Genomic DNA, 26342 nt, shown 5'->3' on the forward strand with positions numbered 1-26342 from the left:
AGGAATGTTTTTTATGAGCATCAGTCCAAAACCAATATATCGTCGAATTTTATTAAAACTTAGTGGTGAAGCCTTAATGGGTGAAGAGGGTTTCGGTATCGACCCTAAAGTTTTGGATCGTATGGCTCAAGAAATTAAAGAACTGATTGAAATGGGCATCCAAGTGGGTTTAGTTATTGGCGGCGGTAATTTGTTCCGTGGCGCTGGTCTTGCAGAAGCAGGAATGAACCGCGTTGTTGGTGACCAAATGGGTATGTTAGCAACCGTAATGAACGGTCTTGCGATGCGTGATGCCTTACATCGCGCTTTTGTTAATGCTAAATTAATGTCTGCTATTGACTTGGCAGGTGTTTGTGACCGTTATAACTGGGCTGAAGGCATCAGTTTATTAAAATCTGGCCGTGTTGTTATTTTCAGTGCCGGTACCGGTAATCCTTTCTTTACCACAGATTCAGCAGCCTGTTTACGCGGCATTGAGATTGAAGCTGATGTGGTTTTAAAAGCGACTAAGGTAGATGGCATCTACTCAGATGACCCTGTTAAAAACCCTGATGCTACCTTATATAGCCAATTAAGTTATAACGAAGTATTAGAAAAAGAACTCAAAGTAATGGATTTAGCCGCATTTACGCTCGCGCGTGATCACAATATGACTATTCGTGTTTTTAATATGAATAAGCCAGGTGCACTAAAAGCAGTGGTAATGGGCGGTAATGAAGGTACAACTATCGACCATTCAGAAAATTTAGTTTAATTTTTGATTTAAAGGAAATTCAACGTGATAAATGAAATAAAACAAGATGCTCAAGACCGTATGAGTAAAAGTATCGAATCATTAAAAAGCAATTTAAACAAAGTAAGAACGGGGCGAGCACATCGTTCTTTACTTGATAATATTGTTGTTGATTATTACGGTATGGAAACACCATTAAGTCAAGTGGGCAACATTGCTACACCTGATGCGCGTACTTTAGCGATTACTGTCTTTGATAAAGGCATGATCGGCGCGGTAGAAAAAGCAATTTTGAAATCTGATTTGGGCTTGAACCCATCATCTCAAGGAACACTTATTCGTATTCCTTTACCACCTTTAACAGAAGAGCGTCGTAAAGATCTTGTTAAAGTGGTTAAAAATGAAGCTGAAAATGGCAAGGTCGCTATTCGAAATATTCGCCGCGATGCTAATTCAGATGTAAAATCATTGAATAAAGAAAAAGAAATTAATGATGATGAAATGCATCAGTCTGAAGATGATATTCAAAAATTAACCGATACTTATGTAAAACAGGTTGATGATATCTTATCTATTAAAGAAAAAGAGTTAATGGAAATATAACTTCTTTAACCGATAATATAAACCGTAGTTATTAAATGATCACTACGGTTTTTTTTACAGAAAATTTGAATCTAGCTTGATTAGTATGACGGAACGATTATGACTGAAGCAATAACAGATACTTTAATCAAAGTACCGCAACACGTTGCCATTATAATGGATGGTAATGGACGCTGGGCACAACAACGTGGAAAAACACGGGTTGCAGGTCATAAATCAGGTGTTGAATCAGTTCGAACATCAGTGAGTACTGCGATAAAATACGGGGTGAAAGCATTAACACTTTTTGCCTTTAGTAGTGAAAATTGGCAACGTCCAGAACAAGAAGTTAGCGTATTGATGGATTTATTCATGTTTGTGCTAACACGAGAAGTGAAAAAGCTTCATAAAAATGATGTGCGCTTCCAAGTGATTGGCGATGTTTCACGTTTTTCAGAAAATTTACAAAAAAAAATAAAAGTTTCAGAAGATTTAACCGCAAACAATAAAGGTATGGTATTGTCTGTTGCAGCTAACTATGGCGGACGTTGGGACATAGCTAATGCCGCTAAAGTTTTAGCTGAAAAAGTATCCAATAACACCATGTCTGTTGATGATATAACCGAAGAAACACTCCATCAATATACTTGTTTAGCTAACTTGCCTGAACTTGATTTACTTATTCGTACCGGTGGTGATTTTCGCATAAGTAATTTTTTGCTATGGCAAGCAGCTTACGCAGAATTTTATTTTACAGAAACACTATGGCCTGATTTTGATGAACAAGCGCTCATTAACGCAATGGGATGCTTTGACCAAAGAGAACGACGTTTTGGTCAAACAGGTGAACAAATAAAAATTTAAGACTATAAATTTAAAACAATAATAACGATAAAATTAAATAGCATTTATAAGGGTTTCCATTTGTTAAAACAACGTATTATTACCGCTGTTATCTTAGCGCCTTTAACTATTTTCGCCATTTTCTATTTACCTCTAGATCAATTTGCGGCTTTGTTTATGGCTGTTATGGCTATTGGTGCATGGGAGTGGGGGCCTTTAATGGGCTTTGCCAATAAACGCCGTCGTCTTGCTTTTGTTTGTGCGACGATTATTCTTATATCTGTGCTTTGGTACGCACTACCATTGTTACAACTCTGGTCTAATGATGGGCAGCTCCATTCAGGGGTGTCGCTGGTATTATGGATTGCTGTTGCTTGGTGGGTGCTATCAGCAACGCTAACCTTTCTTTATCCTCGCTACAGTAAGTTTTGGTCAAGCCATCGCTCGATTCGTGGTGTATTTGGCTGGTTAACGCTTATTCCTACTTGGCTCGCTTTTATGGTGCTGCGCAGTAATGATTACAACCAAGATCCGTATAATGGCGCTCAGCTGATTATGTTTTTATTCTTAATGGTGTGGAGTGCTGATGTAGGTGCTTATTTTGTTGGTAAATCTATCGGTAAACGTAAACTACTACCCAATGTCAGTCCAGGCAAAACCCTCGAAGGCTTTATTGGTGGTGTTGTTTGTGCCTGTATCTTTATCAGTATTGCCGGTTACTCGCTCGGATGGCAGCAACATCAATTTACGTTAGCGTTAATTGTCACCGCTATCATCACAACAGTGTCAGTGCTAGGTGATTTAAATGAAAGTATGTTTAAACGACAAGCAGGCATAAAAGACAGTGGCGCAATCTTACCTGGTCATGGCGGTATCTTGGACAGAATTGATAGTTTAACGGCTACTGCGCCGATTTATGCATTATGTTATGCCTTATTAGGCTGGCAGTAGGTTGATATAAACGATGCGTAAACTTTGTATTTTAGGTTCAACAGGATCGATAGGTGTTAGCACCTTAGAGGTTGTTAGGCTTCATCCCACGTTATTTTCTGTTGAGTCTTTATCGGCGAATACCCGGGTTGATGAAATGTTGGCGCAGTGTCTGGAGTTTAAACCGAGCACTGTCGTTATGGTGGCCGAGCATGCGGCACAAGCTTTAAAAGTAAAACTCGACCAAAACGGTTTACAAAATATTGAAGTACTCAGTGGCGGACAAGGCTTAATTGATATTGCTCAAGCTGATACCTCAGATACGGTCATGGCTGCTATTGTTGGAGCGTCAGGTCTTTTGTCTACTATGGCTGCAGTTAAGTCGGGTAAAAGAGTACTGTTAGCAAATAAAGAAGCTTTAGTGACTTCAGGCGCTTTGTTTATAGATGCGGTTGAAAAGTATGGTGCAGAATTATTGCCGATAGACAGTGAACACAATGCTATTTTCCAGTGTTTACCCGCTAATGTACAAGCTAAGCCAGGTCGATGCGACTTAGCAAGTAATGGCATCAGTAAAATATTACTGACCGGCTCAGGTGGTCCGTTTAGAACTTTTTCAGTCGAACAGTTAGCAGAAGTAACCCCAGCACAAGCGTGTGCCCACCCTAATTGGGAAATGGGCCGTAAAATTTCTGTAGACTCTGCGACCATGATGAATAAAGGCCTCGAATTTATTGAAGCAAAATGGTTATTTAATATCGACCCTGACGATATCCACGTTGTTTTACATCCGCAAAGTACCATTCATTCAATGGTGCAATATAAAGACGGTAGCGTGATAGCTCAAATGGGTAATCCTGATATGCGTACCCCCATTGCTCATGCCTTGGCTTATCCGCAGAGAATTGATTCAGGTGTCGCACCCTTAGATTTTTTCAATACGCCATCATTTGAATTTGAAGATGTCGATTATCAAAAGTATCCTAATTTAAAATTAGCCATAGCGGCTTGTAAAAGTGGCCAAGGTGCATGTACAGCTTTAAATGCCGCTAATGAAATTGCCGTTGATGCTTTTTTGAACGAAAAAATAAAATTTACTGATATTGCAAAAATAAATGAAACTTCTGTGAATAAATTTGTCTCAGAAAGGGTGGCATCAATTGATGATGTCGTTGCGCTTGATGCAAGTGCTAGAGAATTTTCACGTAATTTAATTGCCAGTGGCTGCTTTGTAGTCAATGATGTGGCGATTAATGAAGTTAACGAAAAAGGTAATCTATAGTTGTTTGATTTTTTTTGGAATTTAGCCTCTTTTGTTGTCGCTTTAGGTATTTTGATTACGGTGCATGAATACGGCCATTATTGGGTTGCCCGCAGAAACGGCGTGCAAGTAGAGCGTTTTTCAATTGGCTTTGGCAAGGTATTATGGCGAAAAGTTAATAAAGAAGGTACAGAGTTTGTTATCGCCTTAATTCCATTGGGTGGTTACGTTAAAATGCTTGATGGCCGCGTTGATGAGGTCAAGCCCGAAGATATCGATAAAACTTTTAATAATAAAACGGTTTATCAGCGTATAGCGATTATTGCTGCTGGGCCTCTAGCAAACTTTGCTTTTGCTATTTTTGCTTTTTATCTGATGTTTCTAATTGGTGTGCCGAGTGTAAAACCGATTGTTGGTGAAATAATGCCAGAATCTATAGCGCAGCGGGCGAATCTTACCAGTAACAGTGAAATCATTGAAGTTGCCGGTCAAAAGACCTTAGATTGGCAAGATGTCAATCTAGCGTTAGTCTCGCAAATAGGTGAGAGCGCTTTTACTATAAAAACAAAAGAACAAGGTAGTGCTTCACCGAAAACTTATAATTTGGATGCGGCTAACTGGTCTTTTTCACCCGATAAAGAATCAGCCATTAGTAGTTTAGGTATTGCTCCTTATAGAGCCGCTGTTTATGCTGAGCTAGCTTTTATTGAAGAAGGTAGTGTTGCAGATAAGGCCGGCCTAAAAGTTGATGACAAGTTAATTAGCATCAATAACGAAAGTATTAATGGCAGTTGGGCGATGTTTTCAAAAAATATTAGTCAACTTCCGGAACAAAACGTTATTTTAGTCGTCGAAAGACTTGGTGAAAACAAAGAGATAATGGTAACACCGGCTTTAATTGAACGTGCGGGTAAGAAAATAGGTTATTTGGGTGTGGTTCCAAAATCTGACTCTTACCCAAAAGAATATTTATTTGAGTTACGTTACGGCGTTGTTGATGCTTTAGGACAAAGCTTACAGCGTAGTTGGAACTTAGTAGTATTGAGTTTTGACATGATAGGCAAGCTCTTGACGGGTGATATTTCTGTTAAGAACTTAAGTGGGCCTATTTCTATCGCACAAGGAGCAGGAAGTAGTGCACAATATGGTTTGGTATATTTCCTAGGTTTTCTGGCTTTAATTAGCATTAACTTAGGTATTATAAATTTATTACCTTTACCAGTGCTTGATGGCGGGCATTTATTTTATTATCTTGTGGAAATTGTCACAGGTAAACCCGTATCAGAAAAAATACAAGAAATAGGTTTTAAGTTTGGTACACTAGCCCTCTTAGGCTTAATGAGTATCGCATTATTTAACGATTTTTCGCGGTTATAACAAAAGAAGTAATAAAAGTTAGCATTTATGATAATTAAAAAAATTGCCCTTGCGGTATTATTAGGTGCCTTAGGTACAACAGCACAAGCCTCTGAAGAATTTCAAGTAGAAGATATTGAAGTAAAAGGGTTACAGCGTGTCGCACTCGGCGCTGCTTTGACTCATATCCCTTTTAATACGGGAGATACGCTCAATGAATTCCGTATTTCTCAGTCGATAAAGTCTCTCTACAAGTCAGGACATTTTAATGATGTTGTCGTTTATCGTGAAGGTAATAGAGTTATCTATCGTGTTCATGAGCGTTCAACGATCAGTGAAATCACCTTCGATGGCAATAAAGATTTAAAAGCAGAGCAACTAACTGAGAGTCTTGACGGCAGTAATATTCGAGTCGGTGAAACACTCGACATGACTATAATTTCCGGTATTGAGGTAGGCTTAGAAGATTTCTACCACAGTATTGGTAAATATAATGCCGATGTAAAAGCTGAAATTATTCACTTGCCTCGTAACCGTGTTGACATAAATTTTGTTTTCACCGAAGGCGATGCTGCAGCTATAGAGCAGATTAACGTCGTTGGTAACGAGATATTTTCTGATGTTGAGCTTCTTGAACGCATAGAACTTACCTTTGATTCTCCTTGGTGGGATTTTATGGCGCAAGACCGCTATCAAAAACAAACCTTACAAGGTGATATAGAAACGATTAAAAGTTACTATTTAGACCGTGGTTATCTGCAATACAAAGTAGACTCGACTCAGGTGTCAATGACCCCTGATAAAAAAGCGGTTTATATTGCCTTGAATATCACTGAAGGTGAACAATTTAAAGTCAGTGAAATAGATTTTATTGGTGATATGGTTGGGTTTGAACGTACGATCCGAGCTATTAACCCATTACGTCCAGGTAAACTTTATAATGGTGCAGAGGTAACGTATACCGAAGAAACTATCAGCCGTTATCTAGGCCGTTATGGTTATGCTTACCCGAAAGTAACCGTTATTCCTGAAATTAATGAAGAAGAAAAAACGGTTAAACTGACTATTTCTATTGACCCTGGCAAACGTGTTTACGTTAACCGTATTAACTTCGAAGGTAATAATGTTACTGCCGATAAAGTACTACGCCGTGAAATGCGTCAAATGGAAGGTGCTTGGTTATCGAATAATGCTGCCGAAAGTTCAAAAGCATGGCTACAGCGTTTACCTTATTTGGAAGATGTTGAATACGAAACTAAACAGTTACCAGGTGATGATGACTTAGTTGATATTGACTTTACGGTTAAAGAGCAACCCTCAGGGTCTTTTACTGCCGGTATTGGTTATGGTTCTACGACTAATTTAAGTTTAAGTGCAGGTATACAGCAAAACAACTTTTTAGGAACAGGTAACCGCTTGGCATTTAATGTTAATACCATGAGTTATCAGCAAAGTGCGAGTATTTCTTATACCGACCCATACTTTACTGTAGATGCTGTTTCTTTAGGCGGGCAAATATATTACAGCGAGTTTAATGCGGGTAATGCGAACTTAGTTGAATACAATAATAGAACTTATGGTGTTGGGCTTAACTTAGGCTTTCCTATTAATGAATATGTTCGTTTAAACTTTGGCGTAGGTTACAAAAGTAACGGTATTACACGTTTACAAACTTATGAACAAATTCAACAATTTTACGAGATATATTCTGATCCTAATAATCCTGATGGTGGTTTAGAATTTGAAAGTTTCGATTTGTCGATGGCTATATCTCGCACGACATTGAACCGTGGTACCTTTCCAACAGACGGCTCAAGTCAAAGTTTGACTTATAAAATGACAACGCCAAATTCAGATGTTGATTATTTTAAAATTAACTTAGACACTAAATGGTACTTCCCATTAACACAAGATCAACGTTGGACAGTGCTAGCACGTTTAAACGCCGGTTACGGTAATGGTTATGGCACCATAGATGGTAATGACCAGATATTGCCTTTCTGGGAAAACTTTAGAGCGGGTGGTTCTGATACATTACGTGGCTTTGAAAATAACATTGTTGGCCCACGTGCGGTATTTCGCTATCCAACACAAATCACAGGTACTCCTGATCCGGTCGAGGGTGGAAGTAGTTGTTGTTTAGGGCAAGATCACGATTTTATTAACGTCTCACAGCGTTCTGTTGGTGGTAATGCCATTATTGTCGCGGGTATCGAACTTATTGTACCGACACCATTACTTGATGAAGGTTTTTCGAACAGTGTTCGTACCAGCTTTTTTGTCGATGTTGGTAATGTTTGGGATACAGAGTTCAACTTAGAAGACTACAACGATTTAGTAACCTCTGAATTTGAAAAGATTGATGATTATTCAGATGTTGGTCGTTATAGAAGCTCTGCCGGTTTATCAGTGCAGTGGTTATCTCCTATGGGCCCAATGATCTTTAGTTTCGCGAAAGCACTAAAATCAGAAAAAGACGATGATAAAGAGTTCTTTAGTTTTAATATAGGTAAAACATTTTAATAAAGAGAACTTTTAGGCATAGTGCGTATAAATTTACTAAGGGGGTTTAATTCTTATAGTTAGCCCCCATAGCTATTACATGACAATTATAAAAATTAATGCAACTTATATCAAAGTTGTGAAGTAATAATATTTTGGAGATAAAATTGAAAAAATTCATTAAAACAGTTACTTGCTCTGCAGTAGCGTCAACGTTGTTATTAGCAAGCTCTGTAATGGCTGCTGATCAAAAAATCGCCGTGGTTAATTTCCAAGAAGTGATGAGTAAAATCCCACAAACAACGGCAGTAATGCAGGTACTAGAAGCTGAGTTTAAAGATGATAAAGCTATTTTAGCTCAGTTAGAAAAAGACATTAAGTACTACCAAGAAAAGAAACAGCGTGACGGTTCATTAATGAGCGCTAAAGATATCGAAGAACTTGATACTCAAATCGCAACATTATATCAAGATTACCAAGCTAAAGGTAAAGCGTTCCAACAAGCAACTGGCTTGCGTAAGAACGAAGAAACAAACAAAATTATAGCCTTGGTTCGTCAAGCTATCGACAGCATTGCAGCAAAAGACAAATATGACCTTGTTTTAGAACAGCAAGCCGTTATTTTTGCTAAGCCAGATGCAATGATCACTAATAAGGTTGTTGAACAGGTTAGTAAACTTAACTAAGTCTACCGCTAAGTAGTAGATATAAGGTTAATTTAAGCCTTACCGTTATAAAACTTGCAACTATTATTAATAATATTAGTTGCAAGTTTTTTTTCTAGCCTAATAAAATCATATTGGTTTTAGCGTCTTTTCCAGTTATGCTCATTGAGCATCCATAAAAATATTAAGTGTTTATGTCTTATACTCTCAAACAGCTAGCTGAAAAAATTGGTGCTGAGGTTCATGGTGATGAAACATATATCATTCATTCACTTGCCACATTATCAACCGCTAATGCACAACAAATTGCATTTTTAGCCAATAAAAAATACAGCCAACAGCTTGCTGATACTAAAGCTGGTGCGGTTATTATTTCTTCTCAACACCTTAATGACTGTAATACCCATGCGCTAGTGATGAATAATCCCTATTTGGGTTATGCACTTACCGCACAATTACTTGATACCACTCCAAAACCGGCTAACAGTATTCATCCCTCGGCTCAAATTTCAGCGGATGTTACTTTAGGTGATAATGTCGCCATCGGCGCTAATACTGTGATAGAGCAGGGCGTAGTTATTAGTGATAATGTTACTATTGGTGCGGGCTGTTTTATTGGTGTTCAAGCAAAAATCGGCGCAAGTACTAAATTATGGTCCAATGTTAGCATTTATCATCGTGTTGAAATTGGCCAAGATTGTCTAATTCAAGCGAATACGGTTATTGGCTCTGATGGCTTTGGTTATGCAAATGACCAAGGTAAATGGTTGAAAATACCTCAGCTGGGAAGCGTTATTATTGGTAACAAAGTCGAAATTGGTGCCAGCACGACTATCGATCGTGGCGCGCTAGAAAATACAGTGATTAAAGATGGTGTTATTTTAGATAATCAAATTCAAATTGCTCATAATGTTGTTATTGGTGAAAATACCGCGATGGCAGCTTGTAGTGTTATTGCAGGCAGTACCGTTATTGGCAAAAATTGTGTGATAGCGGGCCTTGTTGGTATTAATGGTCATATTGAAGTTGCTGATGGTTGTGTTTTTACCGGCATGACCATGGTGACCAAAGATATTAATGAATCCGGTGTTTATTCTTCGGGCATGCCGTGCCAACCAAATAAAGAATGGAATAAAAATAATGCCAGAATTCGCAAATTAGAAAGTATACTTAAGCGCATTAAGAGTGCAGAGCATGACATCGAGCACTTAAACAATATTATTGAAAAGGAATAGTCCGTTGGAATTACCAAAAAACACCATTGAAATTGCAGAAATCAAAGCATTACTGCCACATCGTTACCCCATGCTTTTGGTCGATCGCGTTTTAGATTATCAGCCAATGAAAACATTGCATGCTATTAAGAATGTTAGTATTAACGAACCTGTGTTTAATGGTCATTTCCCTGATCTCCCTATTTTTCCTGGTGTGATGATCCTCGAAGCTTTAGCGCAAGCAACTGGGCTTTTAGGCTTTAAAAGTACAGATGGCAGAGATAAAAATGAAATGTACTTATTTGCTTCAATTGATAAGGCAAAATTTAAAAAGTCTGTTGTGCCAGGCGATACTATGCATTTGCATGTCGAGTTCTTAAAAGAGCGTCGTGGTATGTGGAAATTTTATGGCGAAGCTAGGGTTGAAGGTAAAGTTGTTTGCTGCGCTGAACTTATGTGTGCAAGAAGAGTGGTATAAATGGTGACTTCCAATAAGCAGAGCTTAATTCACCCTCAGGCGATTATCGAAGAAGGCGCTAGCATTGGCAAAAATGTTAGTATTGGCCCTTGGAGTTATATTTCTAAAGATGTCGTTATTGGTGACAACTGTGTGATTAATTCTCATGTTGTCATTAAAGGCCCAACAAAAATTGGCGAAGGCAACAAATTCTTTCAATTTGCCAGTATTGGTGAAGATTGTCAGGATCTAAAGTATGCCGGCGAGTTAACCGAATTGATTATTGGTGACAATAATGTTTTTCGTGAATCTTGTACAGTCCATCGCGGCACGATTCAAGATAACAGCCTAACGCAAATAGGCAGTAATAATTTGTTTATGGCGTATACCCATGTTGCCCATGATTGTATTGTTGGCAGTCACTGTATTCTTGCAAATAATGCCTCTATTGCTGGCCATGTTCATGTAGGTGATTACGCTATTTTAGGTGGTATGACAGGCGTTCATCAGTTTTGTCATATTGGCGCGCACAGCTTTGTTGCGGCAAATTCGCTGATTTTAAAAGATATACCGCCTTATTTGATGGTGTCTGGTCAACCGGCTTCTCCTTTTGGTTTAAACTCAGAAGGGTTAAAACGCCGAGGTTTTGACAAAGAGGTTATTTTAACGATCAAACGAGCCTATAAAGAAGTTTATCGTAAAGGTTTAAACGTTAACGAAGCTTTAGAAAAAGTTGCCGCATTAGCCGATGATATGCCAGAGTTAACCTTGTTTGCTGAGTTTATTAAAAACTCTAGCCGTGGCATTGCCCGCTAAACACGATTGTTAAAAGTATAGAGTAAAGGTTAATGACAAAAACAGTAGAAAAACAGGCTATTCTCCAAACATCACCCATTATAAATAGTTCAACTGCTCAACAATCGCCCGTGTTTGGGCTTGTTGTTGGCGAGCATTCTGGCGATACGCTCGGCGCTGGTCTTATGAGCTCTCTAATATCTGTCTATCCTAATGCCAAGTTTATCGGTATTGGTGGTCCAAAAATGCAAGCTTTGGGTTTCGAAAGTTTGTTTGAAATGGAAGAGCTTTCCGTGATGGGCATTTTTGAAGTATTGGGCCGCCTCAAACGCTTATTTCATGTCAAAGACTGTTTAGCCGCGCAGTTTATTAATAATAGACCCGATGTGTTTATTGGCATCGATGCACCCGATTTTAATTTAAGGCTAGAAAGACAACTAAAGAAAGCGGGTATTAAAACAGTTCATTACGTTAGCCCATCTGTTTGGGCTTGGCGTGAAAAGCGTATTTTTACCATTGAAGCGGCTACCGATATGGTGCTGTCGTTATTGCCTTTTGAAAAAGATTTCTATGATAAATATGAAGTGCCCTGTACTTTTGTCGGCCATCCGCTAGCAGACGACATTCCATTTCATTCGGATAAGCGTGAAGCGAGACAAGCACTCAACTTACCGCTTGATAAAAAAATACTTGCGCTTATGCCTGGTAGTCGTGGTGGTGAGTTATCTCGATTAACCGAGCCTTTCTTACTTTCTGCGGTACAACTTTTAGCACAAGACCCACAATTACATTTTGTTGTGCCGATGATCAGCGATAAGAGAACCGAACAATTTAGCCAATTGAAAGAAAAGATAGCGCCAAATTTAGCGGTAACAATTATTACTAATAAAACCCAACAAGTGATGGCTGCCAGTGATTGTTTACTCATGGCCTCAGGTACGGTAACACTGGAAGCTGCGTTAGTTAAACGCCCCATGGTGATTTGCTATAAGTTCAATGCTTTTACTTATCACATGTTTAAAGGCCTAGTAAAATTAGAATGGTTTTCACTACCTAATTTATTGACGAAAAAAACACTGGTACCTGAATTACTGCAAGGTAAAGTCAGCGTTGATAACATTGTGCCGTTAGTTAAAGAACGTTTATACCAAGACCAATCGTCACTTGAAGATGAATATATGAAAATTCATCTCGCTTTAAAACAAAATGCCAGTCAAGAAGCGGCGAAAGCTGTAATGGATCTAATGTCAAAATGAGTAATGAAGCGGTAAGCGATACCAGTTTAACCCCCCGTAAGAAAGTGGCAAAAGCTAAAAAGATTTTCCCACCTTTTGAATACCCTATTGCTTACTGTATCGCAGGAGTCGATGAGGTTGGGCGAGGACCTTTGGTGGGTGACGTTGTTACCGCGGCGGTTATTCTTGATCCCGAAAACCCTATTGAAGGTTTAATGGATTCAAAAAAACTATCAGATAAAAAGCGTCAGTTACTTGCGGTGGAAATCAAAGAAAAAGCTATTGCTTGGGCTGTTGGAAGAGCAAGCCCGGAAGAAATAGACACCTTAAATATTCTTCATGCCACTATGTTAGCGATGCAGCGAGCAGTACAAGATTTATCAGTAACACCTGATTATGTTTTAGTTGATGGTAATCGTTGCCCTATTTTTATGCAGGTGAACGGCAACATTGCTAGCCAATCTGTGGTTAAAGGCGATGATCGGGTTAGTGAAATAAGTGCGGCATCAATTCTTGCAAAAGTTGTTCGAGATGATGAAATGCTCGCTTTAGATGAATTACATCCCGAGTATGGTTTTGCAAAACATAAAGGTTACCCAACCAAAGCCCATTTAGAAAAAATAGTAGAGCACGGTGTACTTGATTGCTACCGAGCAAGCTTTAAGCCAGTAGCACAAGTTATTGCTATGCAGGGTGTTTTACCAACAAAAACTAAACAAGAAGACTCTCAGGTGAAGTGTTAATGTCAGAGCAAGTATTAGTTGATGCAGCCGAATTAGTGTCAGTCAAAGCTCAACCAAAATTTATTCATTTGCGAGTGCACAGTGACTATTCATTATGTGATGGTTTAAATAAAGTAAAACCTATTGTCGCCAAAGCCTCAGCTTTAGGGATGCCAGCCATCGCGCTAACCGACCAAACAAACCTTTGTGGTCTGGTTAAATATTATCATGCTGCTCACGGCGCGGGTATAAAACCAATTATTGGTTGCGATCTCTGGGTTAAAAGTGATGAATTAGAGAATGAACTTTCCCGCATTGTTGTTTTAGCCACTAATAATGTCGGCTACAAAAATCTCACTGAACTCATTTCTAAAGCCTACCTTCGGGGTCATGTTCAAGGCAAGGCGGTTATCGATAAGCATTGGTTAATTGACTATGCTCCGGGTTTGATTTTATTGTCGGCGGGTCGCGAAGGTGATATTGGTAAAGCGCTGATTAAGGGAAATTTCGAGCTGGTCAATAAAATGGTCGATTTCTACCAAAGCTACTTTCCTGATTGCTTTTATCTTGAACTGATCAGAACCAACAGAGAAAACGAAGAAAACTATATCCATTTGGCAGTCGAGCTGGCAGAAAAAGCGTCACTCCCTGTGGTAGCGACGAACGAAGTGATGTTTATTTCTCCTAAGCGCTTTGATGCCCATGAAATACGTGTTGCCATACATGATGGTTTTACCCTCAACGATAAACGTCGCCCGAAAAAATATTCTAAAGAGCAGTACCTTCGAACTGAAGAGGAAATGTGTGAGTTATTTTCAGACATCCCTGAAGCGATTGAGAATACGGTTGAAATCGCCAAACGCTGTAATGTTACGGTTAGGCTTGGAGAGTATGTTCTCCCTGATTTTCCAACAGAAGGTTTATCGATAGAAGATTACTTGGTTAAAGTGTCTGAAGAAGGTTTACAAGACCGCTTAGAGACCTTATTTGATAAAGACGCAGCAGATTTTGCTGAAAAGCGTAAACCCTACGACGAACGTTTAGCCATTGAACTTAAAGTGGTTAACAATATGGGCTTTCCCGGTTATTTTTTAATCGTGATGGAATTTATTCAGTGGAGTAAAGATAATAATATTCCTGTTGGTCCTGGTCGTGGTTCTGGTGCAGGCTCTCTGGTTGCTTATGCCCAAAAAATTACCGACTTAGATCCCCTTGAATACGATTTGCTCTTTGAACGTTTTTTGAATCCTGAACGTGTCTCCATGCCAGATTTTGATATCGATTTCTGTATGGACAGGCGTGATGAAGTTATTGATCACGTTGCTGAACTATATGGCCGTGATGCCGTGTCGCAAATTATTACCTTTGGCACCATGGCAGCCAAAGCGGTTATCCGAGATGTTGGTCGAGTACTCGGTCACCCTTATGGTTTTGTTGACCGCATCTCTAAGCTTATACCGCCAACACCAGGCATGACACTAGCCAAGGCCTTTGAAGAAGAGCCTAAGTTGCCAGAAGCTTACGCACAAGACAGTGAAGTCAAAGATTTAATTGATATGTGCCGTATTTTAGAAGGCACAACACGTAATGCCGGTAAACATGCCGGTGGTGTGGTTATATCACCAACCACCATTACCGACTTTGCGCCACTTTACTGTGACGAAGAGGGTAAAAACCCGGTTACTCAGTTCGATAAAAATGATGTTGAAGATGCCGGTTTAGTTAAGTTTGATTTCTTGGGACTTCGCACGTTAACAATTTTGCAGTGGGCCATCGAAATGGCTGATGCAAAATTGTTAAAACAAGGCAAAGCGCCTATTGATATTACCCGGATTAATTTAGAAGACCCAGCCAGTTTTAAAGTGTTATTAAGATCTGAGACGACGGCAGTGTTTCAGCTCGAATCTAGTGGTATGAAATCACTTATTGCCAAATTAAAACCTGATTGCTTTGAAGATATTATCGCCTTGGTTGCGCTCTTTAGACCGGGGCCATTGCAGTCTGGCATGGTTGATAACTTTATTGAACGTAAGCATGGTCGTGAAGAAGTAAGCTATCCGGATGCTACTTGGCAACATATTGACTTAAAGCCTATTCTTGAACCGACTTACGGTATTATTTTATATCAAGAACAGGTTATGCAAATTGCGCAAGTATTGGCGGGTTACTCGTTAGGTGGCGCGGATATGCTTCGCCGCGCTATGGGTAAGAAAAAACCTGAAGAAATGGCCAAACAGCGTGATGGCTTTGAGCAAGGCGCGATCAACCGAGGTGTTGACGGCGAACTTGCGATGAAGATCTTCGATCTGGTGGAGAAATTTGCGGGTTATGGTTTCAATAAATCGCACTCAGCGGCTTACGCCTTGGTTTCTTATCAAACCTTATGGATGAAAACACATTACCCTGCGCCATTTATGGCAGCGGTAATGTCAGCCGACATAGATAACACCGATAAAATTGTTACCCTAGTTGATGAATGTGGCAATATGGGGATAGATTTACTGCCTCCTGATGTTAATGCCGGTCAATATAAATTTACCGTTAACGAGCAAGATCAAATTGTCTACGGTATTGGCGCAGTAAAAGGTGTAGGTGAAGGTCCTATTGATGCCATTATTGCCGCACGCGAAGCCGGCGGTGAATTTACCGATCTTTTTGATTTTTGCGCGCGACTCGATCTTAAAAAAATTAATAAACGTGTTTTAGAAAAATTAGTTAAAGCTGGGGCCATGGACAGTTTAGGGCCTAAAAAAATTATCAACGGTAAAGAAGTACCACATCGTGCTGTTTTATTTGAAACATTACCTGAAGCAATAAAGGCTGCAGACCAATATGCAAAAGCACAGGCAGTTGGACAGAATGATTTATTTGGCTTAATTAATGAAGCGTCAGCAGAGCCGCGACAAGCCTTTAAAGATGTGCCGATGTGGGCTGAAGAAGTTTGGCTCAATGCAGAGAAAGAAACGTTAGGTTTATATTTAACCGGTCATCCCATTAATCGTTTCTTAAGTGAAATAAAGCATTATGCGACTGGACGGTTAGTAAGCTTGCAACCGACCAGTAAAGACAAAACCACGGTTGCGGTTGGTTTAGTGTTAGGTGTTAGAGTCATGGTCAATAAGCGCGGCAGACGATGGGCCTTAGTTACGCTTGACGATAAAAGCGCTCGCATGGACATTAGACTCTTTCCCGATGACTATGATAATTTTGCTGAATTGCTGGTAAGTGATGCTATTTTGGTCTGTAGCGGACAGGTCAGCTTTGATGAATACTCCGGAGGCATTACAATGACCGCTCGAGATATCATGACGGTTGGTGATGCTCGTGAAAACTATGTCTCTTCAGTAGATATTAATGTCAATAAAAACAAGGCAGGCGCAGGTTTTATTGATAAATTTACCGAGGTATTAACACCTTATAAGGATGGTACGTGTCCTGTTCGGTTGTTTTATCAAAGAGATGAAGCAAAAGCTATGCTAGAATTAGGCGTACAATGGCGCGTTACGCCTGCAGACCCTTTATTACATGAATTAAGAACCTTATTAGGTGATGGCGACGTTACTTTAAGGTTTAAATAATTTAGGGCGCATTAAAGGGTTATTTATTGTTAACCATTATAAAAAATTTATAACAAGGTCGATGACGGCTTTGTTAGCAACTTAATAATCAAATTAAAATTATTAAGTACTCTATTTGAATAATCATGCTGTTGTTATAAAACGGCATAGAACATAGGTAAGAATAATCATATGTCATTAAATTTTTTAGATTTCGAGCAGCCTATTGCTGAGCTTGATGCCAAAATTGAAGAGCTACAATTAGTCAATAACGGTCAAGAATTAGATCTTGACCTTGAAGATCAAATTACTCAATTACGCGGTAAAAACGCTGAGTTAACCAAAAAGATTTTTGCAAATCTTGACCCTTGGCAAACAGCTCGTGTGGCACGTCATCCTCAGCGTCCTTATACGCTTGATTACATACCACGCATTTTTACTGAATTCGATGAGCTTGCCGGTGATAGACACTATGCGGATGATAGAGCCATTGTTGGTGGTACTGCGCGTTTAGACGGTAAACCTGTGATGATTATTGGTCATCAAAAAGGGCGTTCAACAGCAGAAAAAGTTAAACGTAACTTTGGTATGCCTCGTCCAGAAGGTTACCGTAAAGCCTTACGCTTAATGCAAATGGCTGAACGTTTTAATATGCCCATTATTACCTTTATTGACACTCCTGGTGCCTACCCGGGTATAGGTGCAGAAGAGCGCGGCCAAAGTGAAGCGATAGCGATGAACTTAAAGGTTATGTCACGTTTAACCGTGCCGATTGTTTGTACGGTTATTGGTGAAGGTGGTTCTGGTGGTGCATTAGCGATTGGTGTTGGTGACCGTGTCAACATGCTGAAATATTCTACTTACTCGGTAATATCTCCTGAAGGTTGTGCATCAATCTTGTGGAAAACTGCTGAAAAAGCACCTACTGCAGCTGCCGCTATGGGTATTACCGCTACGCGTATTAAAGAATTAGAACTTATCGATAATATCGTTGAAGAGCCATTAGGTGGCGCGCATCGTGATATGGATATTATGGCGGCTAACTTAAAGCAAGAATTAAAATCAAATCTTGCCGAACTAGAAGGCTTGTCAAAAGAAGAATTAATTGAAAAACGTTATGACAGATTAATGTCTTTCGGTTATTGTTAAGTTGTTATAAATCGACACGAGCAAAGTAGTATTGAATACTTTGCTGATGAAGTTGTAGTCTTATCTTACTGATTCTATCTCTAAGTTAAGGCTACAGTTTTTTTGTTTTCAGTGTCAATTAACCAAGTATTTTATGATTAAACAGACCTTAATAGATTTTTTTTCCAACCACCCTCAAAAATCACTGCTTATTGCCTACAGTGGCGGTATCGACTCTCAAGTGCTGTTACATTGCCTTGGTGCTTTAAAAACACAACATGCTATTAATAGCGATATTCGTGTTTGTCATGTTAATCATGGATTGAGTGTTAATGCCGTTAAATGGCAAGCCTTTGCTAAAGCTCAATGCCAACTATTTGGCCTGCCGTTAGACATTATTGAAGTAAACGTGCAAGCTGTTGCCCAAAAAAGCTTAGAAGCGCTTGCGCGCGATGCCCGCTATCAAGCACTAAAATCAGTAGCTAAAGCAGGTGATTTAATTGTTACTGGTCATCACAGTGACGATCAGGCTGAAACTTTTCTACTCGCCCTAAAAAGAGGCGCAGGTTTGAAAGGGCTCTCAGCGATGCAAAGTGAAATGATGTTGGGGCAGCAATTACTGGTCAGACCGTTATTAACTATTTCACGAGCCGATATTGAAGCCTATGCGAAAGAGTATGGCTTAGTTTGGATAGAAGACGAATCGAATACGGATGAGCGTTTCGACAGAAACTTTCTCCGCCATCAAATTTTACCTAAGTTAAATCAACGTTGGCCAAGCATCAATAAGACGATTGCACGCAGTGCTGAACATTGCTTTGAAGCACAACAATTACTCGATGAATTAGCGCAGCAAGATTTAATTGCTTGCCAGTCTTCAGCTAATAAGCTGAGTGTTGTTGATTTAAATAAGCTCAGCGAAGCACGTCTTAAAAATCTATTGCGCTATTTTTTATCTTGCCATGGATTTTTAATGCCAAGCCAAAAGCAACTAATGCAAATATGCCAGCAGCTTAATGCACAAGCGGATAAGTCGCCAGTTGTGCAATTAGCTGAGTGTTGCATCAGACGTTATCAAGGTGAGTTACATCTAACGGGTATCTATCAGGACCTGTCGCTGTGGCAACAAAACCTAGCATTAGCGCTGTTAGCCGATGATAAACCGTTAGATGTTTGTCTTCCCGATCAATTAGGTTGGTTAAGTTTTTCGAATTTATCAGCACAAGTACAAGAAAACAGTGACTGGCAGTCGGTGATAAAAAAACCGGCAGAGCAACAAAAAGTGACGATTAGTTTTTCTCACGAAAACCCAAGGTGTTTGCCACAATATCGACAGCATTCAAGACCATTAAAGAAAGTCTTACAAGAGCTTGCTATACCAACATGGCAGAGAAAAAGGTTACCTTTTATCTTTTATGATAATGAGTTGGTTGCGGTAGTCGGACAGTTTGTTTGTCAGCGCTATCTAGCCGAGAACAGTGACTCAGCATTTACGCTATCATGGCATGGTCAACTGCCTCTTTAAAGGTACCGTGTAACGAATAAACTAGACAGTGTCGGTGCATAAGTGGTAAAAATCTTTCATCGATGCGTTATCTTAATAACAAAAACAATAACTAAAATAAGACAAACTATGACAACACAAAATACCTCTGTAGAAAAAACATCACTTTTTGGTAAGCTAAAAGCTATTAACATCGTCAATCAAATCATTATTGCACTTGTTGTTGGTATTGTTTTAGCGCTTGTTTTACCTGAAGTTGCACAGTCATTTTCAATACTCGGCAGTTTATTTGTTAGTGCACTAAAAGCGGTTGCTCCTATTTTGGTGTTAGTTTTAGTCGCATCATCTATTGCTAACCAAAAACAAAATAGCGATGCTAACTTAAAACCGATTGTTGGGCTTTATTTACTCGGCACAATAAGTGCTGCGCTGGTTGCTGTAGCACTAAGCTTTGCGTTCCCGGTACAGTTAACATTAGATATTATTGGCGCAAGTGCTAATCCGCCACAAGGACTAGGTGAAGTCTTATCAACCTTAGCGTTTAAAATTGTTGATAATCCGTTTAATGCGGTTGTTACTGGAAACTTTATTGGCATTTTAGCGTGGGGCTTAGGCTTAGGTTTCGCGTTGAAAAAAGGCAGTGAATCAACGAAGGTCATGGTTCATGATTTAGCCGAAGCAATTTCAAGTGTCGTTAAATTGGTTATTCGTTTTGCACCTTTAGGTATTATGGGCTTAGTCGCAAATACGGTTGCGACCACAGGTTTTGATACCTTAGGCGAGTTTAGACACTTAGTACTATTACTTTTAGGATCTATGGTTATTATTGCCTTGGTGGTTAATCCGCTGATCGTTTATTTTATTACGCGTAAAAACCCTTATCCGCTAGTATTTACTTGCTTAAAAGAATCCGGCATTACCGCTTTCTTTACGCGTAGCTCTGCAGCAAATATTCCGGTTAACATGGAACTGTGTGAAAAACTTGATTTACATGAAGATACCTATTCGGTTTCTATTCCTTTAGGTGCCACCATTAATATGGCTGGTGCGGCGATCACCATTACGGTATTAACGCTGGCTGCGGCCAATACTTTAAATATTGAAGTTGACTTTGCAACCGCTATTTTATTGAGTGTCATCGCCTCAGTATCAGCTTGTGGTGCCTCTGGTGTTGCAGGTGGTTCATTGTTACTTATTCCATTAGCCTGTGGTTTATTCGGTATAGACAGTGATATTGCTATGCAAGTAGTCGCGATAGGTTTTATTATTGGTGTTATTCAAGACTCTGCCGAAACAGCCTTAAATAGCTCTACCGATGTTATTTTCACCGCAGCCGCTTCGCATCACATCACTAAAAATCTAGAATAAATGAAGTCTTCGTTAACCACCTCATATAGAGGTGGTTGATTTTAGACCCTGAAGCTAATTCAGGGGATAGCTTTTTTGCCACTTTATAGCCCTGTAACAAAACTATACTTTCACTTTAATATTCAGCAACAGAGCTATACCGCCACTTTAGTATTCAGCAACTAAGCTATATGGTCACGTTTTAGCCAAAGTAAAGTGCAGCCTTTAAATAATGGCTCAGGTCAATTATTCCCCGTTTTTAATCAGCACTTTTTAAATCACTGAATTAGGAGCATAATAGCGAAAAATCTTCTTCAAAAATTAGTGAATTAATATTATGCCTACCGAAAATGCCTTAAAAGCACGCAGTAATGCTAGCTGTGAATTATGTACGTCAACTGAACAATTAGCGGTGTTTCCTGTGCCACCAACTAGCGACTTAAGTGCTCAGCAATGTGTATATCTATGTGCTACATGCACAGCACAAATTAATGGTGACACTGCAATGGATGTAAGTCACTGGCGTTGTTTGAACGACAGTATGTGGAATCAAGAACCTGCTGTGCAAGTTATGTCGTATCGCTTGCTTCATAAACTGTCAGCAGAGAGTTGGGCACAAGACGCTTTAGAAATGATTTACATGGAAGATGATGTTAAAACTTGGGCTGAGCAAGGCATTGCCGCTGCTGAGCGAGAGGGGCCAACAAGAGACAGTAATGGCACTGATTTACAAGACGGCGACGATGTTACCTTGATTAAAGATTTAAAAGTTAAAGGCGCTAACTTTACGGCTAAGCAGGGCACTATGGTGCGTGGCATTACCTTAACGGATAATCCTGAGCATATTGAAGGAAAAGTTAACGGTACACGTATTGTTTTAGTCTCGGCGTATCTGAAAAAAGCTTAAGCAAAACTTGCTGTTTATAATCGCCTTAAAAAGCTATGTAAAGTCAAAAAAAGCATCAAAGTAAGTCAGTAAAGCCCCAACATTGCGGTTTTACTGTCTTACTCATATCGTTTATAACCAACGTCTTACTTTTAGCTGATAATCACGGTATTGTTGACCAAATATTTTTGTTAACATTTTTTCTTCGGGGATTATTTGAAAACGTGTCATGTAGCCAATAAATATTAAAATAATAGGTAAAGATGCTAAATGTTGTAAGTAATAAGCGAGCGAGATCAGTGAAATCAGCATGGCTAAATACATTGGATTTCTTGAAAATGAATATATACCAGAACTTACCACGGTTGAGCTTGTTTCTGGTTTAGTGGGGTTAACAGTTGTTTTGTGTTTTTTAAAACTGACTATTGCACAAAGGCCCACAACTATCGCGATAAATAACAGCGCGAGGGCAACAGGCACATGAGCCGGCCAGCTCAAGGTGAGATCGGGTGATATTTTATAAAAAATCATCATTAATAACACGGCTATTAATATCTGCACAACGGGTATTACTTTTAACTCCATGATTTACCTTAAGCTTAAAAAGTTTATTGGCTGTTATTTTAGCAGGTATTAGTGGCTATTAAGCACACTATTCGATAAGTTTATTTTTAGGTGTTATTGACGTAGTCAGATAATATCGCCATTGTTCATTTGTATACTCGTTATGTTTCTTTAGCTTTCTTCCTGTTAAATTTTCAATATAGTACCGATAAAGGATTTATGAAATGTCAGTCCCCATCGCTTATTTTGCCGTTATTCTTATCTGGTCAACAACACCTCTAGCGATAGTGTGGAGCAGTGAAACTATTCATCCAACCTTAGCGGTTTTGTTGCGGATGCTGATTGCGGTTGTACCTGGTTGGTTAATACTGAAAGCTTTTCGTATTGAGCTTCCTTGGCATAAAAGTGCGCTTAAACTTTATAGTTTTTCAGCGATAGGTATTTTTGGTGGGATGTTATTTGCGTATTTAGCCGCTGGCTACATTTCTTCTGGGCTGATGTCGTTAATGTTCGGCTTGGCACCTATTTTATCTGGGGTACTAAGTCAGCGCATTTTGGCTGAGTCTGCATTATCACCAGCAAAAAAAATAGCATTGGCGATCGCTATTTGCGGCTTAGCTACGGTATGTTTTGATAAAATATCACTTAAAGATGATGGATATATTGGCATTATCGCGGTATTGATTGCTGTTTCATTTTTTAGTTTAAGTGGTGTATTGGTAAAAAGTGTTGAAGTTGCTATAAACCCTATGGCAACAACCCTAGGTTCACTATTATTAAGTCTGCCTTTATTTATCTTAGTTTGGCTTATTTTCGATGGCAATATTGCGCATCAAACATGGAGTAACAAATCAATATTAAGTGTCGTTTATCTTGGTGTTATTGGCTCTTTAGTGGGCTTTATTGCTTATTTCTATATATTACAACGCCTAAAAGCGAGTACGGTGGCATTGATCACTATGATCACCCCAGTGATTGCCATTTCACTGGGGTTACTATTAAATAATGAAACAATTAATATTAATTTAATCGTTGGCGCATTAGCTATCATTGCTGGTTTAGCTATTTATCAATGGGGCGATTTAGTGATTAAACACCATCGTAATAAATATGATCACTGATGAAAAAGTAACCATAGGATTTCGACAAGCCCAGCAGAGTGATATAGGCTATTTATTACAATTAAGAAAAGCCTCAATGGGTGAACATCTTATTGCCGCAGGTTTGGATTTATCTGATCAGCAACACCTTGCACGAGTGAATGAATTTTTTGCAGATTCAACTATTATCTTGATGAACAATGCCCCGATAGGCTTAATAAAAATAGCAGTTTTAGCGGATAAGTTACACATCAGGCAGCTACAAATTATACCTATACATCAAGGAAAAGGAATTGGTGGTAAGGTTTTAGCCTTAATTAAAAGAAAAGCAAAAGAGTTAAAACTACCAATAACATTAAATGTTTTGTTAGCAAATCCGGTTATTTCTTTATATTTACGCCATGGTTTTGTTGTCACTGGCCAGAATAAAGTTGAGTATCAAATGTGCTGGTTACAATAAAATAAGGCCAGTAATTAACAAATCACTGACCTTATGTTCAGGATGAACGGTATGTCACGATGCCATGGATGGCAAGGAGTGACGATGTTCAGGATGAACGGTCAAACTTAGTAGATTTTACCACTCGCTCGAACGGTGTTTACATCAATACGTGTTGGGGTAATACTGCCATCAACTAGTCCTTGCGTAGCCACTGATAACGACTCAATAACCTGATACATCGACGCTAAGTCTAGGCTGCTAATATCATCAGACGTTTTATGATAATGCTGGTCTTTATCAAGTTGGGTACTACTAAAACTGTGAGCTGGAACACCTAAACGGGCAAGTGTTGCATTGTCTGAACGATAAAACAAACCCTGTTCAGGGTAAGGGTCTTGGTAAATCTCACTGTTTTTAGCCGCTAAGCTGACGTTAAGTAATTCACCTAAATTTGAACGCTCCATTCCTGTCATCCAAACTGAACCAGCGCCAAACTTTGAAGGTTTACCTATCATCTCAATGTTTATCATTGCCACAACGTTGTTAGGATCTAGTTGTTGTGAAAAATATTTAGAGCCAAAGCCACCAATTTCTTCGGCGGTAAAAGCACTAAACATTAAGGTTCTTTTGTTCTCACCTTGATGGGCATAGTGTTGTGCCAGATTAATAACAGCAGAGGTGCCCGACGCATCGTCATCAGCACCATTAAAAACCTCTTTACCATCAGCCGTTACACCTAAATGATCATAGTGTGATGAATATAAAACCACTTCTTTTGCTGTCGCTGGATTTTTATCTTTACCCGGTAGTATCGCAACAATATTGGTTAAGGTTTTTTCAGTTATCGAAGTACTCGCGTTAACGTCTACCGTGGTAATTTCATTATCATCGGCTAAAACCATAACAATAGCCCCTTGGTGCTCAAGGTTAAGCTTAGTTAAGCCTCGTTGAAAGTAACCTCGGTAACCGGCAAAGGTTTTAGCGTGAGCGCTATGGATAATAACCAGATGCTGGCCACCGTCATTATTCATTTTACCAAGGGCCGCGCGCATATCATCCGCTTCAGCAATAATATGGGTGTTAACATTTTCAAGGCTCTGCCATGAAAGCGTGGCCATAGTACTTGCCATGCCTAAGTTAGCGTCAGCAATAGTCTTACCATTTAAGGTCACCGTTAATGCTGTTGGCATAATACTGGTTACATTAAATGTTTGTTTGAAATCTTTATTGCCTACCATTGGGCTTAGTCCAATTTCGGTAAACCTTTGGCTAATATAATCACCCGCTTGGTCAATACCAACAGAGAAGCTGGCTCGGCCTTTTAAATCGTCACTTGCGAGATAAGTAATATCTTTAATAACTTGTTCCGATGACATTTCAGCAATTTTGGCTTTAGGTGATTCAGGCTCACTGCATGCCGAAAGGAGTGTAATGCCAGTAAAAAGAGCTAAAGTTAAGCGGCTTTTAGTAAGGTGACTTTTCATGCTTATTATTTCCCTATCCATGTTGGTATTAATTATTGTAATTTTGTTGTCTCAATTAACAGTGTTTCATCACCGGCAGTTAACCATAATTGGCCATCTTGGATACTGCACTGAAAGTCCATAGAGCGACCAGCAAGTTTTGCTAATGCATCACAGGTTTCTTGGCTAATGAGCTCAATGGAAAGTTTATTGAGTAGACGTAATTTGTTTTGCGACTGTTTCCACCAGGTTTCAGCACTGCTGCCATAAGCATAAAGAATCACTTTTTGGGCACGATTACAGGCTTTTTTGAGACGTTTTTCATCCAGTTGCCCAAGCTCTATCCATAGCTCAATCACTTCAGAGTAATTAATTTGCCACAGAGCCGCTTCTTCTTCGTCACTTACACCCTTACCAAACTGCAAATGTTCATTTGCATTTAAAATAAAAGCTAACAAGCGCACCATCATACGAATATCTGTTTCTGAAGGATGTTGGGCGATGGTTAAATTGAGGGTGTCGTAGTAATTTCTGTCCATATCTGACAGTTGTATACTGGCTTTATTTATTGTTGCTTTTAGTGCCATGATTATCCGTAAAGTAAGAAATGCTAATTCAGCTTATAATACTCGTATAACATCAAGGAATACAGCAGGTAAGTGCTTTTATTCGACCAACCACTCTAATTCATCAATGACTTTTCTGGCTTCAGCAATCGTGCAATCAGTGCGAGCCATCAATTGGTTAACAGTAATGTCTGACTTTAATTTAGCAATACGCATAAGTTCATCGTGACTAAGTGCCTGCCTTTGACTCATTAAGTAATTAACTAGCCACTGCCAACTCGGCTCTTCTGAGTCTTGTATAAAAGCGACAACGTGTTCTAGTTGTTCAAAGCTAGCTTTGAGCTGCCAATTGCGTGAACGGCCAATTCTATAAAGCTCACAGCCACTAGCTCTTATTCCTGCTTTTAACGCATAAGCTTTTATTACTTTTCTAAGCAATGAGGGCAGATTAATGACAGGTATATGATTCGGCGATGTTTTCATAAGGAGC

The 26342-nt window shown here is 39.2% G+C and carries 24 protein-coding genes; 20 read left to right on the plus strand and 4 right to left on the minus strand.

What is annotated here, in order from left to right; genetic code table 11:
• Positions 1 to 13: 13 nt before the first annotated feature.
• The 18 genes from pyrH (at position 14) to H4J69_RS00925 (ending at position 21738) form a co-directional block, all read left to right on the plus strand.
• Complete coding sequence (gene pyrH, locus H4J69_RS00840; protein ID WP_070374055.1) at positions 14 to 754, plus strand: UMP kinase; 741 nt, start codon at positions 14 to 16, stop codon at positions 752 to 754.
• Between the two features lie 24 nt (positions 755 to 778).
• Positions 779 to 1336, plus strand: coding sequence for a ribosome recycling factor (gene frr / locus H4J69_RS00845; RefSeq protein ID WP_070374054.1), 558 nt, complete (start codon positions 779 to 781; stop codon positions 1334 to 1336).
• A 99-nt stretch (positions 1337 to 1435) separates the two neighbouring features.
• On the plus strand, positions 1436 to 2179 hold the full coding sequence (uppS, locus tag H4J69_RS00850) for a polyprenyl diphosphate synthase (protein ID WP_182244092.1): 744 nt from the start codon (positions 1436 to 1438) through the stop codon (positions 2177 to 2179).
• A gap of 60 nt (positions 2180 to 2239) precedes the next feature.
• Positions 2240 to 3109 carry a phosphatidate cytidylyltransferase gene (locus H4J69_RS00855; protein ID WP_182221573.1) on the plus strand — a complete coding sequence of 290 codons (870 nt, stop codon included), beginning with the start codon at positions 2240 to 2242 and terminating at the stop codon, positions 3107 to 3109.
• Positions 3110 to 3122: 13 nt separating this feature from the next.
• Positions 3123 to 4370: a 1-deoxy-D-xylulose-5-phosphate reductoisomerase gene (ispC, locus tag H4J69_RS00860; RefSeq protein WP_182243467.1), complete on the plus strand. Its 1248-nt coding sequence runs from the start codon at positions 3123 to 3125 to the stop codon at positions 4368 to 4370.
• A complete protein-coding gene (gene rseP / locus H4J69_RS00865; RefSeq protein WP_182244093.1) occupies positions 4371 to 5726 on the plus strand; it encodes a sigma E protease regulator RseP in 1356 nt (451 codons plus the stop codon).
• 27 nt (positions 5727 to 5753) lie between these two features.
• Positions 5754 to 8228, plus strand: a complete 2475-nt coding sequence (bamA, locus tag H4J69_RS00870; RefSeq protein WP_182243469.1) for an outer membrane protein assembly factor BamA — start codon at positions 5754 to 5756, stop codon at positions 8226 to 8228.
• Between the two features lie 146 nt (positions 8229 to 8374).
• Positions 8375 to 8893, plus strand: coding sequence for an OmpH family outer membrane protein (locus H4J69_RS00875; RefSeq protein WP_259364978.1), 519 nt, complete (start codon positions 8375 to 8377; stop codon positions 8891 to 8893).
• A 173-nt stretch (positions 8894 to 9066) separates the two neighbouring features.
• A complete protein-coding gene (gene lpxD / locus H4J69_RS00880; RefSeq protein WP_220465242.1) occupies positions 9067 to 10107 on the plus strand; it encodes a UDP-3-O-(3-hydroxymyristoyl)glucosamine N-acyltransferase in 1041 nt (346 codons plus the stop codon).
• Positions 10108 to 10111: 4 nt separating this feature from the next.
• Positions 10112 to 10564 carry a 3-hydroxyacyl-ACP dehydratase FabZ gene (gene fabZ / locus H4J69_RS00885; protein ID WP_070374046.1) on the plus strand — a complete coding sequence of 151 codons (453 nt, stop codon included), beginning with the start codon at positions 10112 to 10114 and terminating at the stop codon, positions 10562 to 10564.
• A complete protein-coding gene (gene lpxA, locus H4J69_RS00890; protein ID WP_182215653.1) occupies positions 10565 to 11359 on the plus strand; it encodes an acyl-ACP--UDP-N-acetylglucosamine O-acyltransferase in 795 nt (264 codons plus the stop codon). It abuts the gene before it with no gap.
• A 32-nt stretch (positions 11360 to 11391) separates the two neighbouring features.
• The gene (gene lpxB / locus H4J69_RS00895; RefSeq protein WP_182215654.1) at positions 11392 to 12594 is read left to right on the plus strand and encodes a lipid-A-disaccharide synthase; all 1203 of its coding nucleotides are present in this window, start codon (positions 11392 to 11394) and stop codon (positions 12592 to 12594) included.
• Complete coding sequence (gene rnhB / locus H4J69_RS00900; RefSeq protein ID WP_182215656.1) at positions 12591 to 13316, plus strand: ribonuclease HII; 726 nt, start codon at positions 12591 to 12593, stop codon at positions 13314 to 13316. Before lpxB ends, rnhB begins: the two co-directional genes overlap by 4 nt.
• Positions 13316 to 16873: a DNA polymerase III subunit alpha gene (gene dnaE, locus H4J69_RS00905; protein ID WP_182215657.1), complete on the plus strand. Its 3558-nt coding sequence runs from the start codon at positions 13316 to 13318 to the stop codon at positions 16871 to 16873. Before rnhB ends, dnaE begins: the two co-directional genes overlap by 1 nt.
• A 171-nt stretch (positions 16874 to 17044) precedes the next feature.
• On the plus strand, positions 17045 to 18001 hold the full coding sequence (gene accA, locus H4J69_RS00910) for an acetyl-CoA carboxylase carboxyl transferase subunit alpha (RefSeq protein WP_070374042.1): 957 nt from the start codon (positions 17045 to 17047) through the stop codon (positions 17999 to 18001).
• Between the two features lie 133 nt (positions 18002 to 18134).
• Complete coding sequence (tilS, locus tag H4J69_RS00915) at positions 18135 to 19505, plus strand: tRNA lysidine(34) synthetase TilS (RefSeq protein ID WP_182221570.1); 1371 nt, start codon at positions 18135 to 18137, stop codon at positions 19503 to 19505.
• Between the two features lie 108 nt (positions 19506 to 19613).
• Entirely contained in the window at positions 19614 to 20852 is a 1239-nt protein-coding gene (gene sstT, locus H4J69_RS00920; protein WP_182215661.1) for a serine/threonine transporter SstT, read from the plus strand.
• A gap of 316 nt (positions 20853 to 21168) precedes the next feature.
• Complete coding sequence (locus tag H4J69_RS00925) at positions 21169 to 21738, plus strand: alkylphosphonate utilization protein (RefSeq protein WP_070374039.1); 570 nt, start codon at positions 21169 to 21171, stop codon at positions 21736 to 21738.
• 111 nt (positions 21739 to 21849) lie between these two features.
• Here H4J69_RS00925 and H4J69_RS00930 read toward each other — a convergent pair whose 3' ends face one another.
• Positions 21850 to 22302 carry an isoprenylcysteine carboxylmethyltransferase family protein gene (locus H4J69_RS00930; RefSeq protein ID WP_182215663.1) on the minus strand — a complete coding sequence of 151 codons (453 nt, stop codon included), beginning with the start codon at positions 22300 to 22302 and terminating at the stop codon, positions 21850 to 21852.
• A 203-nt stretch (positions 22303 to 22505) separates the two neighbouring features.
• Here H4J69_RS00930 and H4J69_RS00935 point away from each other — a divergent pair, with 203 nt between their 5' ends.
• Both H4J69_RS00935 and H4J69_RS00940 read left to right on the plus strand, forming a co-directional pair.
• A complete protein-coding gene (locus tag H4J69_RS00935) occupies positions 22506 to 23402 on the plus strand; it encodes a DMT family transporter (protein ID WP_182215665.1) in 897 nt (298 codons plus the stop codon).
• Positions 23392 to 23841, plus strand: a complete 450-nt coding sequence (locus tag H4J69_RS00940) for a GNAT family N-acetyltransferase (RefSeq protein WP_259364748.1) — start codon at positions 23392 to 23394, stop codon at positions 23839 to 23841. Before H4J69_RS00935 ends, H4J69_RS00940 begins: the two co-directional genes overlap by 11 nt.
• A 107-nt stretch (positions 23842 to 23948) precedes the next feature.
• On the opposite strand, the gene H4J69_RS00945 is transcribed toward H4J69_RS00940, so the two are convergent.
• From H4J69_RS00945 to H4J69_RS00955, 3 genes are all read right to left on the minus strand, one after another.
• On the minus strand, positions 23949 to 25307 hold the full coding sequence (locus H4J69_RS00945) for a M20/M25/M40 family metallo-hydrolase (protein ID WP_182215667.1): 1359 nt from the start codon (positions 25305 to 25307) through the stop codon (positions 23949 to 23951).
• Positions 25308 to 25339: 32 nt separating this feature from the next.
• Entirely contained in the window at positions 25340 to 25873 is a 534-nt protein-coding gene (locus H4J69_RS00950) for a YaeQ family protein (RefSeq protein ID WP_070374034.1), read from the minus strand.
• A 78-nt stretch (positions 25874 to 25951) separates the two neighbouring features.
• Positions 25952 to 26335 (minus strand): ribosome recycling factor family protein, encoded by a 384-nt coding sequence (locus H4J69_RS00955; protein ID WP_182215669.1) that lies wholly within the window; start codon positions 26333 to 26335, stop codon positions 25952 to 25954.
• Positions 26336 to 26342 lie beyond the last annotated feature (7 nt).

Source organism: Colwellia sp. BRX10-9, from assembly GCF_014077405.1.
GTDB lineage: Bacteria > Pseudomonadota > Gammaproteobacteria > Enterobacterales > Alteromonadaceae > Colwellia_A.